The sequence below is a fragment of the Pseudomonas phytophila genome (assembly GCF_025643095.1).
Classification (GTDB): domain Bacteria; phylum Pseudomonadota; class Gammaproteobacteria; order Pseudomonadales; family Pseudomonadaceae; genus Aquipseudomonas; species Aquipseudomonas quasicaspiana.
Window position 1 is genome coordinate 2,509,399 of record NZ_CP081201.1, and the last position, 14,984, is coordinate 2,524,382.

Annotated in this window: 14 protein-coding genes; 7 read left to right on the plus strand and 7 right to left on the minus strand. The window is 57.1% G+C overall.

Going from position 1 to position 14,984, the window contains the following annotated elements; genetic code table 11:
* The first annotated feature begins 55 nt into the window (after positions 1-55).
* Positions 56-391: an antibiotic biosynthesis monooxygenase gene (locus K3169_RS11285; protein ID WP_263271531.1), complete on the plus strand. Its 336-nt coding sequence runs from the start codon at positions 56-58 to the stop codon at positions 389-391.
* 15 nt (positions 392-406) lie between these two features.
* Here K3169_RS11285 and K3169_RS11290 read toward each other — a convergent pair whose 3' ends face one another.
* Together K3169_RS11290 and ssuD are read right to left on the minus strand one after the other, a co-directional pair.
* Positions 407-1,507 (minus strand): sigma-54 interaction domain-containing protein, encoded by a 1,101-nt coding sequence (locus tag K3169_RS11290; protein WP_263271533.1) that lies wholly within the window; start codon positions 1,505-1,507, stop codon positions 407-409.
* 167 nt (positions 1,508-1,674) lie between these two features.
* Positions 1,675-2,811 carry an FMNH2-dependent alkanesulfonate monooxygenase gene (gene ssuD, locus K3169_RS11295; protein ID WP_231667530.1) on the minus strand — a complete coding sequence of 379 codons (1,137 nt, stop codon included), beginning with the start codon at positions 2,809-2,811 and terminating at the stop codon, positions 1,675-1,677.
* A 248-nt stretch (positions 2,812-3,059) separates the two neighbouring features.
* Between ssuD and K3169_RS11300 the strand changes: the two genes are divergently transcribed.
* The 4 genes from K3169_RS11300 to ligD all read left to right on the plus strand — a co-directional run bounded on the left by K3169_RS11300 (position 3,060) and on the right by ligD (position 7,534).
* Positions 3,060-3,383 (plus strand): type II toxin-antitoxin system HigB family toxin, encoded by a 324-nt coding sequence (locus K3169_RS11300; RefSeq protein WP_122705022.1) that lies wholly within the window; start codon positions 3,060-3,062, stop codon positions 3,381-3,383.
* Positions 3,380-3,862, plus strand: a complete 483-nt coding sequence (locus tag K3169_RS11305; protein WP_122705020.1) for a type II toxin-antitoxin system HigA family antitoxin — start codon at positions 3,380-3,382, stop codon at positions 3,860-3,862. The genes K3169_RS11300 and K3169_RS11305 overlap by 4 nt, the downstream gene beginning before the upstream one ends.
* A 133-nt stretch (positions 3,863-3,995) precedes the next feature.
* The gene (locus K3169_RS11310) at positions 3,996-4,898 is read left to right on the plus strand and encodes a Ku protein (RefSeq protein ID WP_027899379.1); all 903 of its coding nucleotides are present in this window, start codon (positions 3,996-3,998) and stop codon (positions 4,896-4,898) included.
* Positions 4,899-4,930: 32 nt separating this feature from the next.
* Positions 4,931-7,534 (plus strand): DNA ligase D, encoded by a 2,604-nt coding sequence (gene ligD, locus K3169_RS11315; RefSeq protein ID WP_263271551.1) that lies wholly within the window; start codon positions 4,931-4,933, stop codon positions 7,532-7,534.
* Between the two features lie 172 nt (positions 7,535-7,706).
* On the opposite strand, the gene K3169_RS11320 is transcribed toward ligD, so the two are convergent.
* Positions 7,707-8,003, minus strand: coding sequence for a hypothetical protein (locus tag K3169_RS11320; protein ID WP_263271552.1), 297 nt, complete (start codon positions 8,001-8,003; stop codon positions 7,707-7,709).
* A 154-nt stretch (positions 8,004-8,157) separates the two neighbouring features.
* Between K3169_RS11320 and K3169_RS11325 the strand changes: the two genes are divergently transcribed.
* The gene (locus K3169_RS11325) at positions 8,158-9,150 is read left to right on the plus strand and encodes an aldo/keto reductase (protein WP_263271554.1); all 993 of its coding nucleotides are present in this window, start codon (positions 8,158-8,160) and stop codon (positions 9,148-9,150) included.
* Positions 9,151-9,277: 127 nt separating this feature from the next.
* Here K3169_RS11325 and K3169_RS11330 read toward each other — a convergent pair whose 3' ends face one another.
* The 4 genes from K3169_RS11330 to K3169_RS11345 form a co-directional block, all read right to left on the minus strand.
* The gene (locus K3169_RS11330; RefSeq protein ID WP_027900727.1) at positions 9,278-10,591 is read right to left on the minus strand and encodes an MFS transporter; all 1,314 of its coding nucleotides are present in this window, start codon (positions 10,589-10,591) and stop codon (positions 9,278-9,280) included.
* 224 nt (positions 10,592-10,815) lie between these two features.
* Positions 10,816-11,475 carry an N-carbamoylsarcosine amidohydrolase gene (locus tag K3169_RS11335; RefSeq protein ID WP_231677192.1) on the minus strand — a complete coding sequence of 220 codons (660 nt, stop codon included), beginning with the start codon at positions 11,473-11,475 and terminating at the stop codon, positions 10,816-10,818.
* Positions 11,476-11,515: 40 nt separating this feature from the next.
* Positions 11,516-12,334 carry an alpha/beta fold hydrolase gene (locus tag K3169_RS11340; RefSeq protein WP_027900729.1) on the minus strand — a complete coding sequence of 273 codons (819 nt, stop codon included), beginning with the start codon at positions 12,332-12,334 and terminating at the stop codon, positions 11,516-11,518.
* Complete coding sequence (locus K3169_RS11345; RefSeq protein ID WP_231667536.1) at positions 12,331-13,479, minus strand: FAD-dependent monooxygenase; 1,149 nt, start codon at positions 13,477-13,479, stop codon at positions 12,331-12,333. Before K3169_RS11345 ends, K3169_RS11340 begins: the two co-directional genes overlap by 4 nt.
* 357 nt (positions 13,480-13,836) lie before the next feature.
* On the opposite strand from K3169_RS11345, the gene K3169_RS11350 reads away from it, so the two are divergent.
* Complete coding sequence (locus K3169_RS11350) at positions 13,837-14,889, plus strand: 2,5-dihydroxypyridine 5,6-dioxygenase (RefSeq protein WP_122397946.1); 1,053 nt, start codon at positions 13,837-13,839, stop codon at positions 14,887-14,889.
* The last annotated feature ends 95 nt before the right edge of the window (positions 14,890-14,984 follow it).

A 14,984-nucleotide genomic window follows, 5' to 3' on the forward strand; every position in this document is an offset into this window, starting at 1 on the left:
TCCTACAGGTCGGGGGGCAGCCTGGGAATTTGCATTTGTTTGACAGGAGGCAGTCATGGCGTCAGCAGAAGAGAATCTTCGCTTCAACCAGCTCATTGAATTCACCGTAAGTCCCGCTCAACAATCCGGACTGGTAACGGCCCTGACCGAGCAAGTCGAGCGTTATACCTGCACGTATCCCGGTTTTATCAGTGCCACCGTTCAGGCCAGCGATGATGGCTGCAGAGTGCTTGGGCAGACGCTCTGGCAATCACGGCGAGCCAGTGAAGAGGCGCTGCTCAATGCCGAGGCGAATGAGCAGGATTTCATGACGTTGCTGCGTCGGCATCAGGTCAGTGCAGTGACCTTCAATAGCTGGCAGGTCTCTCGGACTGTCCAGGCCAGAAGCTGACAGGCAGAGCACTGTTCAGACTGAAACCTGCATCACCCGGTCACCCTGCAAGTTTTCGCCGGGCCGTCGTTTGTTCACCGCCAGTTCCCCGATCTTGATCAGGCGGGTGCGAGTGACATTGCGGGTCAAGCCCAGCAATGCGGCGGTGTGAACCTGGTTGTAGTGACTGAAGCGGTAGGCTGCCCGCAGCAACGCGTCTTCGACTTTTTCGTGCAGCGCCCCAGCCTGTTCCTCGAACAGTTTATGGAAGGCTCGCTCCAGTAGTGCGTCGACAGATTCGTCGTTTGAAGGTTGATCGTCCTGGCGCTCGATACGCAAATTCGACAGACGCAGGTCATCACGTTGAATCAATCCATCACGGCAGATCAGCAGCGTGTGATGAATGACGTTTTCCAGCTCGCGAATGTTCCCGGGCCAGCTATAGCTTTGCAGTTTGCGCTCGGCTTCGGCGGTAATCCGGATCGGCCCATATCCCAGCCGAAGGCTGTAGGCGTCGATAAAGTGCCTGACCAGCGGAAGGATATCGCCGGGACGTTCGCGCAACGGTTGCAGTTCGAGGTTGACCACATCCAGTCGGTAATACAGATCCTCGCGGAAATGCCCGGCATTGATCGCTTTTTCCAACTGCACGTTGGTTGCCGCCAGTACCCTGACATTGATGGGAATACTTTTGCGCGAGCCCAGTCTTACGACCTCCCGCTCTTGCAGCACCCGCAGCAGCTTGACCTGAATCGGCATGGGCAGATCGCCGATTTCATCGAGAAACAGCGTGCCGCCATTGGCCTCTTCGAACCATCCCGCCTTGGCGTTCAAGGCGCCAGTGAACGCGCCTTTCTCGTGGCCGAACAGCTCGGCCTCCACCAGTGACTCGGCAAATGCGCCGCAATTAACGGCAACGAACGGCTGATTACGACGTTCGCTCAGGCTATGGATATGCCGCGCAACCAACTCCTTGCCGGTGCCGGTTTCGCCAATGATCAATACGCTGGCGTCGCTGGGAGCGACCTGCTTGAGGTGAGCCAGCAACGCTTTTGATTTCGGGTCTTCGAACACCTGGGCCGTGGCGCGGATTGAAGTCGCCAGTGCGGGGTTCGGCGGTAGGGTCAGTAGCTGCATGGTGATCACTTCTTGTATGAGGCAAGCCAGAGCGTTGCCAGCCAGGTAAACGCGATCCCGTGGGAGCGAATTCATTCGCGAAGAGGCCGGTACATCCGCTGGAGATTCGTCGACATCCCACAGGCCTTCCGCTATCCGAAAGCGCGATGTCAGTTCTCGTTAACTGCCTATTTCTGCGGCGGCAAATCGTTGGCAATCATTTCCCCGAACGGTCCGGTCAGGTTGGTGATTCCACGTCCGGCCAGGCTGCGATACGGCTCGGGCAGCAACGGGAAAACCAGTTCGGCAAAACGGTAGGCTTCTTCCAGATGCGGGTAGCCGGAGAAGATGAAGCTCTCGATTCCCAGATCGGCGTATTCCTTGATGCGTTCGGCGACTTCCTGCGGATTACCGACCAATGCAGTACCCGCGCCACCCCGAACCAGGCCCACGCCTGCCCACAGGTTTGGAGCGATTTCCAGGTTGTCCCGACGGCCATCGTGCAAGGCTGCCATGCGGCGCTGGCCTTCGGAGTCAAAGCGCGAGAAGGATTTCTGTGCAGCCGCGATCGTTTCGTCGCTGATGTGCTCAATCAGCGTGCTGGCCGCTTTCCATGCTTCTTCACTGGTTTCGCGGACGATAACGTGCAGGCGAATACCAAACTTCACCGTGCGACCTTTACGTGCTGCGCGCTCGCGGACATCGGCGAGTTTTTCAGCGACAGCGGCTGGCGGTTCGCCCCAGGTCAGGTAAACATCCACTTGATCTGCAGCCAGTTCATGGGCGGCTTCGGACGAGCCCCCGAAGTACAGTGGCGGATAAGGTTTCTGAATCGGCGGATACAGCGCCTTGGCGTTTTGTACGCGCAGATGCTTGCCTTCGAAATCCACGGCTTCGCCTTGCAACACACGACGCCAGATCTGCAGGAATTCATCGCTGACTTCGTAGCGTTCGCTATGATCGAGGAAACTGCCATCACCGCGGTTTTCATCCGGATCACCGCCGGTTACCACGTTGATCAGCAGGCGGCCGCCAGACAAACGATCCAGGGTTGCCGCCATACGCGCCGAGACAGTCGGTGAAATGATCCCCGGACGAATCGCCACCAGATACTTCAGCTTTTCAGTCAGCGGCACCAGCGCAGAAGCGATCACCCAAGAGTCTTCACAGGAGCGCCCGGTCGGGATCAGCACGCCGTAGTAGCCCAGATCGTCCGCTGCCTGAGCCACCTGTTTGAGGTAGTTCAAGGTCACCGGGCGAGCACCTTTGGTGGTACCCAGAAAATGGCCGTCGCCGTGAGTCGGAAGAAACCAGAAAACATCCATGACAAAACCCTTGAGCCGCACGCGGCGCTGATGTGTTGGATGGCTGTTGCTCAGCCAGCAGTAGGTGGCTAGTTATAAAGGCAAGGATTTATTCCTCAAAAGAACGGATATCCATATTTTTATATCTTTATCGAATATGAGGTTTCTTGGCGCGCAGCGTCCACTTTTTAAGGGGGCGAACCAAACGAGCAGGTTGACAGTTTGGCAACGAGTATCTAAGGTTGCCAAAAATTCAACCGGGATGATGGATGAGGGTTTTCAAGAAGATTGCGTTTGATGACGCTTCAAGGCGGTATCCCAATGATGCTGCGAACCTTGATGCCACCTATCGCTTGCTGTGCAGGTCAATAGCCGAGACTTCCAGCGAACTCAAAAGTACATTCAATACCCTGGATCGCTTCACCCACAGAAACGGCTGGTACGTGATCGATATCGGCGGCAACAATTTGCGTTTGATTGCCGCTATTGAATTCAGCAAGCAACTTGTTTTCGTGAAGCACATCTATACCCATGCCGAATACACCAAGGCCAACAAGTGGTACCAAAAGCAGAAGACGGGGATCCGACCATGAGTCCTGCATCAGCTGAACGAACCGTAGATAAAACAGCCATTCGCGAATTGGCACAGCGTATGGAAACACTTCGCCTGGACATGGATCGTCTGGGCGCGCACTTCATGCATCACATTGATTCGCCCGAGGACTATCAACAGGCGTTGAAGGTTATCGATGAACTCACCGATGGTCAGGAACTGACATCTGTCGAAAGCAATTTACTCGAGATTCTTTGTGACACCGTTGAGCGTTATGAAAGCAAAGCGCCGCAGTTTTCAGCGTTTAATGCGCGTATAGCCGGGTTGACGGAAGTGGACCTGCTCAAGGCATTGATGCTGCAAAACCAGTTAACCGGTGCAGACCTTCCGGAAATTGGTGATAAAAGCGTGGTGTCGCGCATTCTCAGCGGCCAGCGTCGTTTGACCATCGAGATGGTCGCCCGGCTTGCAGCGCGGTTCCACGTCGATCCCGGAGCATTCGTGCCCCGCGTCGGGTAAGGTCATAGCTGAATGCGTTGAAGAAACCCGCCGAGGCGGGTTTTTTCATGCTCCACAACACCCCGTCACTCCCCTCGAAACTTTTGTCCCATCGCCCCGGTCACTCTAAACACCTCATAAAGGGAATCAGGCGATGGCAAGGGCAATCTGGAAGGGCGCGATCAGTTTCGGGCTGGTGCATATCCCCGTCGCGCTGGTTTCGGCGACGTCTTCACAGGGGGTTGATTTTGACTGGCTGGACAAACGCAGCATGGATCCGGTGGGCTACAAGCGCATCAACAAGGTCACTGGCAAAGAGATGACCAAGGAAAACATCGTCAAGGGCGTGCAATACGAGAAGGGCCGCTACGTGGTCCTCAGCGAAGAGGAGATTCGCGCCGCCCACCCCAAGTCGACCCAGACCATTGAAATTTTCGGTTTCGTCGCGGGTGATCAGATTCCGCTGCAAAACATCGAGACGCCTTACTACCTGGCCCCCGACAAACGGGGTGAAAAGGTTTACGCATTGCTGCGCGAAACCCTCGTGCAAACCAAAAAAGTCGCCTTGGCCAATGTGGTCCTGCATACCCGCCAGCATCTGGCCGCGGTGATGCCGCTGGAATCGGCCATGGTCCTGGTTTTACTGCGCTGGCCGTCGGAAGTGCGTGGTCTGGACACTCTGGAACTGACCGATGCGGTGACCGACGTGAAGCTCAATAAAAGCGAGCTGGCCATGGCCAAGCGGCTGGTGGAAGACATGAGCGCCGACTGGACGCCGGAGGACTACCGCGACACGTTCCAGGATCAAATCATGGGGCTGGTGGAAACCAAGGCCCGGGAAGGCAAGCTCGAAAGTGTCGAAACCGAGCCTGAAGACACTGATCGCAAAAGCGCTGATGTCATCGACCTTACCGAATTGCTTAAACGCAGCCTTGCGGGTAAAGGGTCGGTCAGCAAAAAACCGGCAAAACCTGCCGCCAAAAAAGCCGAGCCTGCAGAAAAGGCCCCGGCCAAACGTCGTACACCACCTCGCAAGAAAACCACCAAGGCATCTTGAGGAGTATTGCCTGACGTCGCAGAGGATCATCCATGGCCAAGCAGCCCAGCGAATACGCACGCAAACGTAATTTTGATATCACCAGTGAACCTGCCGAGGCACCGGTCAATGCTGAAAAAGGTAAATCGGCTCACGCCCTGAGTTTCGTGATTCACAAGCACGATGCGCGCAACCTGCACTACGATTTTCGACTGGAGCTGGATGGCGCCCTGAAAAGCTGGGCGGTGCCTAAAGGGCCGAGCCTTGACCCGACCCATAAACGTCTGGCGGTCCACGTCGAGGACCACCCGCTGGGTTACGGCAGCTTCGAAGGCAGTATTCCTGAAGGTCAGTACGGTGCCGGTGACGTGATCGTCTGGGATCGCGGAATCTGGCAGCCCCATGGTGATCCGCAGCAAACCTACAAAGACGGCAAGCTCAAGTTCACCCTGGTCGGGGAGAAACTCACCGGTGAGTGGGCGCTGGTCCGCACTCGCCTCAAAGGCAGTAGCGACAAGCAACAGTGGTTGCTGATCAAAGAGAAAGACGAGATTGCCAGGCCCGGCGCTGAATACGACATAGTGGCCGATCAGCCGCAAAGCGTGATCAGCGGCAAGCTGGTGGGCAAACCGGCGGCGCGTAAAAAAGCGGCCCCGGCTGAAGCGACGACGTCTAAAACCAAAGCTGCCAATGCCAAAACTGCAAAGACTAAACCTGCAAAGGCCAGCAAGGCCGCGAGCGTCGTGCCTGAAACGCTCGCCCCGCAACTCGCCACGCTGGTGGATGCGCCACCCGCCGGCGACTGGCTTTACGAAATCAAGTTCGACGGTTACCGGATCATGACCCGGATTCTTGACGGGGAGGTGCGGCTGTTCAGTCGTAATGGCAATGACTGGACCGACCGTCTGCCGTTGCAGGCCAAAGCGCTGCAGTCGTTGGGGCCCAAAGACAGTTGGCTCGACGGCGAAATGGTCATGCTCAACGACGAAGGCTTGCCGGATTTTCAGGCTCTGCAAAATGCTTTTGAGGTCGGGCGCAGTAAAGACGTGGTGTATTTCCTTTTCGATGCCCCCTTCATTGAAGGGCAGGATCTGCGGGAAACCCCGGTGGAGGAGCGCCGCGCTGCGTTGAAAAAGCTGCTCGGCAAAAGCCGTAGCAAGCTGTTGCGCTTTTCGGATGCATTCATGTCCCGTCCTAAAGACATTGTCGAGAGCGCAAGCGCCATGGGGCTGGAGGGCGTTATTGGCAAGCGGGCGGGCAGTCTATATCTGAGCAAACGCAACCCGGACTGGATCAAGCTCAAATGCCGCTTGCGCCAGGAGTTCGTCATTGTCGGCTTTACCCAGCCACATGGTTCCCGCAGCGGCTTTGGTGCATTGTTGCTGGCGGTAAACGGAGACGATGAGGACTCGGGGCTGGTGTATGCCGGTCGAGTCGGCACGGGCTTTTCCGAGCGGACACTCAAACAGATAAGCGAACGCCTGAAAAAGCTGGAGCGCGAATCCTCCCCGCTGGCAAAAAAACTCACCAGTGCTCAAGGGCGTGGCGTTCACTGGATTGAGCCTGAACTGGTCTGTGAGGCGGAGTTTGCTGAATGGACGCGGGAAGGGATTATCCGGCAGGCCGCGTTCATCGCGCTGCGCAGTGACAAGCCTGCCAGTGAGGTCTTTCATGAGTATCCGCAGGCGGCAAAAAAACTCAAAAAGCCATCTCGATCCAAACCCGCAGAGGCTGACAAACCCTCGGTTGTGAGCAAAGGCCGGGTAGTGATTGCCGATGTGAATATCAGCCACCCAGAGCGGGTGATCGATACAGAAAGTGGCGCGCAGAAAGCCGAGCTCGCGCATTACTACGAAGAGATTGCCGACTGGATCCTGCCGTATCTGAAAAGTCGTCCGGTATCCTTGTTGCGCTGCCCGGAAGGTGTCGCGGGCGAGCAGTTTTTCCAGAAGCATTCTGAAAAGCTCGCCATTCCCAACATCAAGCAACTTGAACCCGAACTGGACCCGGGACATGCACGCCTGATGGAAATCGACACCGTGCAAGCCCTGGTGGGCGCTGCGCAAATGGGCACTATCGAATTGCACACCTGGGGCGCGACCAGTGATCGCATCGAGACACCTGACCACTTCGTGCTCGACCTTGACCCGGACGACGCGCTGCCGTGGCGTAGCATGATCGAAGCCACGCAAATGACCCTGGCAGTGCTGGATGAGTTAGGCCTGCAGGCGTTTATCAAGACCAGTGGCGGCAAGGGCATGCACATTATCGTGCCATTACAGCGTCAGGCAGACTGGGAAACAGTGAAAGCATTCGCCAAGGCCATCGCTGAATTCATTGCCAGGCAATTGCCGGAGCGCTTTACCGCGACCATGGGGCCGAAAAACAGGGTCGGGAAAATCTTCATTGATTACCTGCGCAATAGCCGGGGCGCGAGCACCGTGACCGCCTATTCGGCGCGCGCCAGGCCTGGATTGCCGGTTTCGGTCCCCGTGGCCCGCGAGGAGCTGGAAGGCTTGAAGTCAGCGCAGCAATGGAACATCGGCAACCTGCAACAGCGCTTGCGCAAGCTCAAGGCCGATCCGTGGAAGGGCTATGCCAATCGTCAGCGGATTACCAAAAAGATGTGGAAGCAGTTGGGCGTTGAAGGGCGGTGAGTTTTTTATTTTTAATTATTGTTCCCTTTTAATATCAATAATTTGGATAAAAATAGATTTGAAACGCGTTTCTATGTGGGAGCTGGGCTTGCCCGCGATTGGGTTTACAGATTATCGCGGGCAAGCCCAGCTCCCACATAGAATCGCATTTCAATTGATCTACGCGATTCTGTTACCCGCGCGTATTCGCCTGCTCCGCCGGATAAAATTCACCCTCCATGCCCATGTTTTTCAGCAAATCCCGGACTGTGGCCTCAATGTCGAACACGGTCGGCTGATCGTCGGTGTCGCCCACTTTCACCCATAGGCGACTGCTGTTCTGGTCGTGAGTGCCTTCGCTGAGCATATCGTGGGTGAACACCTGTTCGGCGCGCCATAAACACAGTTCGGTGGATCCACTCAGCCAGATTTCGTTGATTGTTCTAAGGTCAGTGGTAGCCAGCTGATCCGCAGTGATCATTTTGTCCATTGTCTTGTACCTGTCAGTGAGTCGATAAAGATCTGACGTGCCGCTGTCGCCCGTCGTTCAACCTTTCGAAACAGTTACTGCTGAACCGGTACTCGTCATTAGAGTCGATCACTCAAAGGTGCCAGGACAGGCATCAGCAAAAAAGGGGAACTCCATGACGCACCCTGTTGTTTTTACACGAAGAAAAATACTGACTCTGGCCGCTGGTGCTTCGGCGGTGTTCACTTTCGATTCGGCTGCTGCGCAGTCCAGTCCACCGTCGTTATCGTCACCAACGTCGCCAACGTCGCCAACGTCGCCCTCGACCCTGGATACAGGAGCAAACACCATGCTGACCCGAGCCATCCCGTCGAGCAACGAACCGCTGCCCATGGTCGGGCTGGGTACTTACCGCGGTTTTGATGTCGCTACTTCAAGTCCGGCCTACAAGAGTTTGGCCGCTGTGCTCGATGCGCTGTTTGAAAAAGGCGGGACGCTGATCGACAGCTCACCCATGTATGGTCGTGCCGAGCAGACCACCGGTGAACTGCTGTCGATACACAAACCCCGTTCTCCTGCATTTCTGGCCACCAAGGTCTGGACCCGCGGTCGTCAGGAGGGGATTCAGCAGATGGAGGAGTCTTTCAAACTGCTGCAGACCGACCGTATTGACCTGATGCAGATTCACAACCTGCTGGACTGGAAAACCCACTTGCCGACGTTGCGTAAATGGAAGGAAGAAGGGCGCATCCGGTATGTCGGCATTACCCATTACACGTCGTCGGCGTATGACGATGTGGAAGCGGTGCTCAAGGCTGAGCAGATGGATTTTCTGCAGATCAATTACGCGCTGGATGATCGTGCGGTCGAGAAGCGAATCCTGCCGCTGTGCAGGGAGAAGGGCGTTGCGGTGATCTGCAACCGGCCGTTTGGCGGTGGTGGCTTGCTAGGCCGGTTAAAGGGCAAGCCTTTGCCCGGCTGGGCTGCGCAAGTGGGTGTGACCAGTTGGGCGCAGCTGGCTCTGAAGTTCCTGCTGGCAAACCCGGCGGTTACCTGCGTCATCCCCGGCACGGGTAACCCGAAATACATGCTGGAAAATGCGGGCGCCGGTTTCGGCCCGATGCTGACCGGCGCGCAGCGTGAGCAATTGATTGATTTGGTGGGGTAGCGCAGTCGTTCAGCAAACGAAGGACCGGTAGGAGCCAACTTGTTGGCGAGGCTTTATCTCTGTGTTCGCAGGTCTGGCGTCTCGCGAACAAGTTCGCTCCTACCGATATTTGGTGTGGCTCATGACCTCAGCGATTCACTAGCTTGGCTGGCAGCGCAATCACCAGAAAACTGCTCAAAATCAGGCACCCGGCGAAGAACCACATGGCGCCAGCGCTGCTGCCGGTGATGTCGATGGCCATGCCCATCAGCGAGTTGCTGACCAGCCCGGCGATGTTCGCCAGTGAGCACGCCAGCGCAAAGCCTGTAGCGGCGGCGCGGCCTTTGAGGAAGGTAGCAGGCAAGCTGAAGAACACTGGCACCGCACCGATAATCGCTGCCGAAGCGATAGCAAACAGCGCCACCGTTGCCACCAGGTTGTGAGTGAAAAATGTGCTGCTTGCCATAGCCACCGAGCCGATCAGGAACGGCACGATGATGTGCCAGCGACGCTCGCGATGGCGGTCCGAACTGGCCCCGATCAGCAGCATGCCCAGCAATGCCGCGATACTTGGCAAAGCGGTCAGCACGCCAATGTGAAAAGTATCGACGACGCCCGCGTTGCGAATGAACGTCGGCATCCAGAAACCCATAGCGTAGGCGCTGAGCAGGATCGAGAAGTCGATACCACCGAGCATCCACACTTTCAGATTGAAGAAGCCATCGCGGAAACTGTGCTTGCTGTCTTTGGCTTCGGCCTCATCCAGACGCAGCTCGCTTTCCAGCAAGGTCTTTTCTTCGGCGTTCATCCACTTGGCTTCATTGTGGTTATTTGGCAATGCCCAGAACGTCAGGATGCCCAGCGCCACACTCGGGATTGCTTCAAGGATGAACAGCCACTGCCAGCCGCGCAATCCGGCCGTCTGATCAAAGTGACCCATGATCCAGCCGGACAGCGGACCGCCGATCACACTCGACAAGGGCAGGCCGATCATGAACAGGGCAATGATGCGTCCGCGTCGATACGTGGGGAACCACGTGGTCAGGTAAAACAGCACCCCAGGCAGAAAACCGGCTTCAGCGGCACCCAGCAGAAAACGCAGAATGTAGAACTGCATGGGCGTAGTGACCAGCATGGTGCAGGCCGACAGCAGGCCCCAAGTGATCATGATCCGGGCGATCCAGATCTTTGCGCCGACCTTTTCCAGCACCAGGTTGCTGGGCACTTCGAAGAGGATATAGCCGACGAAGAACAGCCCGGCACCCAGACCAAACGCGGTTTCGCTGAAGTGCAGTTGATCGAGCATCTGCAGCTTGGCGAAGCCGATGTTGATCCGGTCCAGATAGGCAGCCAGATAGCAGAAGCACAGGAACGGAATCAGCTTCCAGGTGATCTTGCGGTACATCGCTTTGATGGGGTCAGCGATGTCAGTCGCCGTGGTATTCACATTCGCAGAGGGCATGGTGGTCTCCTGGCGGAACCTATCGTTTTTGTTTAGCCGCATGTATCAGGCACTTCGGCAGCGCTGGCATGCGGCTTCCAAAGGCAGTGTCAGAAGACTGGAAAGCGCTCTTGCGAAACGTCTGCCCAGTGGGTTTGGCCAGTGTCGGCCTGACCAGCGCTCTATGGCCTGGTTCTTAACGGCAGTTGCGAGCTTCAAGCTATAAGCTGCAAGAGGCGGTGAGTTCAGCTTTTTTCTTGTAGCTTGGCGCTTGAAGCTTGCAGCTGCTTCATCGCCTCCACCTTGTTAACCACATCCCCATACTTGCTGTCGATATCGAACAGGTTCGCTTCATGCGGCGCAGGGTGGCGGTCGCCAACACATTCGCGGACCACGATGGTTCGGAAACCGTGTTGAACCGCATCCACTGCCGTCGCCCGAATGCAGCCGCTGGTCGAGCAACCGGCCAGCACCACGGTGTCGATCCCTTGTGCGTGCAGCATCGATGCCAGACTGGTGCCGAAAAACGAACTGGCGTACTGCTTGCTGATCACCACCTCGTCGGCATTGGGCAAAACCTCTTCACAGAACGCTGCCAGCGGGTTGCCTTCCACCATGTCTTTCATCACCGGGGCCTTCTTGACCCAGATACCGCCGTCAGCAAAATGCCCGGCATGGTAGCGGATATTGGTGTGCACCACCGGTATCCCGTTCTGTCTGGCACAGGCCAGCAATTCGACGCTCTCGGCCACGGCACTGACCACTCCCGGTGCATACAACGGCGCGCCTGGTTGGGTGTAGCCCTGCATGAAGTCGATCATCAACAAGGCTGGCTTGTTGCCAAAGCCAATACGCTGACCCCAGACGCCCTGATAGTTGGCATCGGCAGATTGTTGCTCGCTCATATCGTGCACTCCGTTTTCGGTTCCGCTCAAGGCTGCAGGTTCAGGCGATGGTTTCACCGAGGAAGTCACCGAAGGCTGCAAAGAACCCTTCCAGATCATCCCAGGGGATCATGTGCCCGGCGTTCGCCACGTGAGCGATGCGCATGTCCGGTTGCAGTTCAAGGATTTCCGCTTCGTCTTCGGCCAGTATCACACCGCCACGGCCTGCGACGATCAGCAGTGCAGGCACCGGCAGCTTTGGCAGGTCCTGATGAAAATCGACCTCATGAAAGTCATTGAAGGCGCGGACGATCGCCGGTTCGTAACAGGTGTGCAGCCATTCGGCGCGCAGTTGCAGTTGTTCATCGGTCCAGGTCGCGCAGAACGCGCGCATGGCCTCGGCGTCCATTCCCAGTTGCGCCTGACGAATCGAGTCCACGTACCACGGCAGTTTTGACGGATATTCGCGACGGCCCGGGCCTGAGACGGGTGGGTCAATCAACACCAGCTTTTGCAGGCCTTTAGGTTGGCGCACAGCGCTGCGGGCGATAAAACGTGCGCCCATGGAATGACCGACCAAATGATAGGCATCAAGATTCATGGCAGCAGCAAACGCCGAGATGTCATCGGCGCAGGTGTCGACGCTGTAATCAAGTTCCGGGCCCGTGGAGGAGAGCCCACGCCCTCGGGCGTCCAGCACGTAAGTGTCGAAATGCTGACCCAGCCGTTCAGCAACGAAGCCCCAGGTGATCGCCGGGCTGGTGATGCCTGGTATCAGAATCAGCGCGGGCTTGTTGCTGTGCGCCTGGCCGCCGTAGCGCAAGTAATGTTGACGGATACCGTTGGCCTGGACGTTGCCGCCGTGGATAAAAGTACTCACGCTGGCACCGCCGATTTCAGTTCGTGGCCATACAGGTCGTAACCAAACACCCAGGCCGGATCTTCCTGAGTGCGCAGCCAGGTATTGGCGTTGGAGACGGCTTGAACACGTGAAGCACGGTCCTTGCGGGCGGTTTCGTAGAGGTCGAACGCGGTGCTGTAATCGCTCAGGCCGGTGGCTTGCAGGCAGCGTGTCAGCATCGCGGCGTCTTCAATGGCCATGCCTGCGCCCTGGGCCATGTGCGGCTTCATGGGGTGGCAGGCGTCGCCCAGCAGCACCATGCGCCCGCGACTCCAGATAGGCAGCGGATTGCGATTGAGCAGCGGCCATTTGGTGACTGTTTCGCTGGACTCGATCAACGCCTGCACGGTGGGGTGGTAACCGGCAAACGCTTCGTACATTTCCTCGCGGCTGCTGTCGATCCAGTTACCCTCGAACTCCCAGGCAGGATGCGGCACGCCGGTGACGTAGTAGTACTCATCGCGTTTGCCTGTGGTGTGGTAGACCATCATGTGCCGGTCGGCACTCCACCATTTCACGCAGTTCTCGAAATCCAGGTTGTACTTGCTCAGCACGTGGTTGGGAATCAGCGCCCGGTGGGCTACCCAGCCGCTGTACAGCGGTGCTTCCTGACCGAGCAACTCTTCGCGAATTTTCGAGTTGATGCCGTCGGCACCGATCACGATATCCGCCTCGGCGGTGGTGCCGTCGGTGAAGCTCAGGCGCACTCCATTGGCGGTTTCCTCCAGGGTGCTCAGACATTTGCTGAAGTGCACGCTGCCGGGCGCAATGCTCGACATCTGCAAGGCATGCAGGTCGCCGCGATGCACGGTGATGTAGGCCGCGCCGTATTCCTTGCGCGCGAATTCACCCAACGGGATGCGTGACATGTAATCGCCGCTGGCACCGTCACGGCTGAACCAGAAGTCAGGGTGCGAGCCCATGTCGCTGAGCTGTTGTTCGATGCCCATGCGGCGAAAGATTTTCATGATGTTCGGGCCCATATGGATCCCGGCACCGATCCGCGAGAACTCGGGCGCCTGCTCGTAGATGTCGACTTTGAAGCCCGCTTGCTGCAACAGCGTGGCGGCTGCCGCCCCACCCAGGCCTGCACCGACGATGGCTATCTTTTGCGTATCTGGCATGGGCTGTTTCCTTCGTAGCAGAGTCTTTGACGGTCGGGGGTGTTGTTCGTCCCGATGTGTTTTTAAAGTGTATACACTCTTTTTTTCTCATTGGAATAGCTTTGTCGAAAAAAATAATTCGCGGGTTATTTATCGGTGTCACCCAATGTAACCCTTGTTCTATTGGCTTGTGTGAGTGGGTAACAATATGGCGTGGCTATTGCAGACCGCTCCTGATTGATGTCTTATCGTAAATATAGGGTGTACACACTATAAAAACGCACTGACTTGTAGCGCTGCGCCTTTCTTTGGTGCGTGAAGGCGGCGAAAGCAGATACGAAACATAACAGCGTCGAGGCACGACGAAGGAGAAATGAAATGGCGGTAAGCGATTGCGAATTGACCCAGATGTTCGAGCACGTGCTGGCCTTGTCGAAGGTCGATGCGACCCAGAGCGTGGCGGTGCTCAAGAGCCATTATTCAAACCCCAGAACCGTGCGCGCTGCGATGGAGGCTGCTCAGCGTCTGGGCGCGAAGGTGTACGCCGTTGAACTGCCGTCGTTCAACCACCCCAAGGCCATGGGCAACGACATGACCGCTTACTGCGGAGACACCGCGCTGACCGGCAACCTCGCAGCGCAACGGGCGCTTGAGGCGGCGGATCTGGTGATCGACACCATGATGTTGCTGCACTCACCGGAACAGGAGCAGATCCTCAAGACCGGCACCCGGATTTTGCTCGCAGTAGAACCCCCGGAAGTATTGGCGCGCATGCTGCCGACCCTGGCCGACAAGGAGCGGGTCATGGCCGCTGAGCAGGTGCTCAAGGAGGCCCGCTCCATTCATGTTAAGTCCAAGGCAGGCAGCGACTTCCGGGCGCAGCTTGGGCAATATCCGTCCGTCACCGAGTATGGGTTTGCCGATGAGCCGGGGCGTTGGGATCACTGGCCCAGCGGCTTTCTGTTCTCATGGCCGAATGAAGAAACCGCCGAAGGCGTACTGGTTATTGACGTCGGCGACATTCTGCTGCCGTTCAAGAATTACTCCCGGGAACAGATCATTCTGGAAATCGACAAGGGGTTTATTACCGAGATCAAGGGTGGTTTCGAGGCCGAATACTTGCGCGATTACATGAAGTATTTCAATGATCCCGAGGTGTACGGCATCTCCCACATTGGCTGGGGCCTGCAGCCCCGTGCGCAGTGGACCGCCATGGGCCTGCACGATAAGAACGACGGGATGTGCATGGATGCCCGGGCGTTCTACGGCAACTTCCTGTTTTCCACCGGCCCCAATACCGAAGTTGGCGGCACCCGCAAGACGCCGTGCCACATGGACATCCCGCTACGCCGTTGCGATATTTATCTGGATGACAAGGCCGTGGTGTTGGGCGGGGAAGTGGTTGCGCCAGAGGCTTCTTTGGCGCGGTAAGTTCATGAGAAGCAGTTCCTCCTGTGGGAGCTGGGCTTGCCCGCGATAAGGACACTGAGGTTTGTCATGAGACCGTGTGGCCCTCATCGCGGGCA

Coding starts and splice junctions, on each gene's coding strand:
- K3169_RS11285 (WP_263271531.1), top strand. CDS start 56: ATGGCGTCAGCAGAAGAGAATCTTCGCTTCAACCAGCTCATTGAATTC.
- K3169_RS11290 (WP_263271533.1), bottom strand. CDS start 1,507: ATGCAGCTACTGACCCTACCGCCGAACCCCGCACTGGCGACTTCAATC.
- ssuD (WP_231667530.1), bottom strand. CDS start 2,811: ATGGATGTTTTCTGGTTTCTTCCGACTCACGGCGACGGCCATTTTCTG.
- K3169_RS11300 (WP_122705022.1), top strand. CDS start 3,060: ATGAGGGTTTTCAAGAAGATTGCGTTTGATGACGCTTCAAGGCGGTAT.
- K3169_RS11305 (WP_122705020.1), top strand. CDS start 3,380: ATGAGTCCTGCATCAGCTGAACGAACCGTAGATAAAACAGCCATTCGC.
- K3169_RS11310 (WP_027899379.1), top strand. CDS start 3,996: ATGGCAAGGGCAATCTGGAAGGGCGCGATCAGTTTCGGGCTGGTGCAT.
- ligD (WP_263271551.1), top strand. CDS start 4,931: ATGGCCAAGCAGCCCAGCGAATACGCACGCAAACGTAATTTTGATATC.
- K3169_RS11320 (WP_263271552.1), bottom strand. CDS start 8,003: ATGGACAAAATGATCACTGCGGATCAGCTGGCTACCACTGACCTTAGA.
- K3169_RS11325 (WP_263271554.1), top strand. CDS start 8,158: ATGACGCACCCTGTTGTTTTTACACGAAGAAAAATACTGACTCTGGCC.
- K3169_RS11330 (WP_027900727.1), bottom strand. CDS start 10,591: ATGCCCTCTGCGAATGTGAATACCACGGCGACTGACATCGCTGACCCC.
- K3169_RS11335 (WP_231677192.1), bottom strand. CDS start 11,475: ATGAGCGAGCAACAATCTGCCGATGCCAACTATCAGGGCGTCTGGGGT.
- K3169_RS11345 (WP_231667536.1), bottom strand. CDS start 13,479: ATGCCAGATACGCAAAAGATAGCCATCGTCGGTGCAGGCCTGGGTGGG.
- K3169_RS11350 (WP_122397946.1), top strand. CDS start 13,837: ATGGCGGTAAGCGATTGCGAATTGACCCAGATGTTCGAGCACGTGCTG.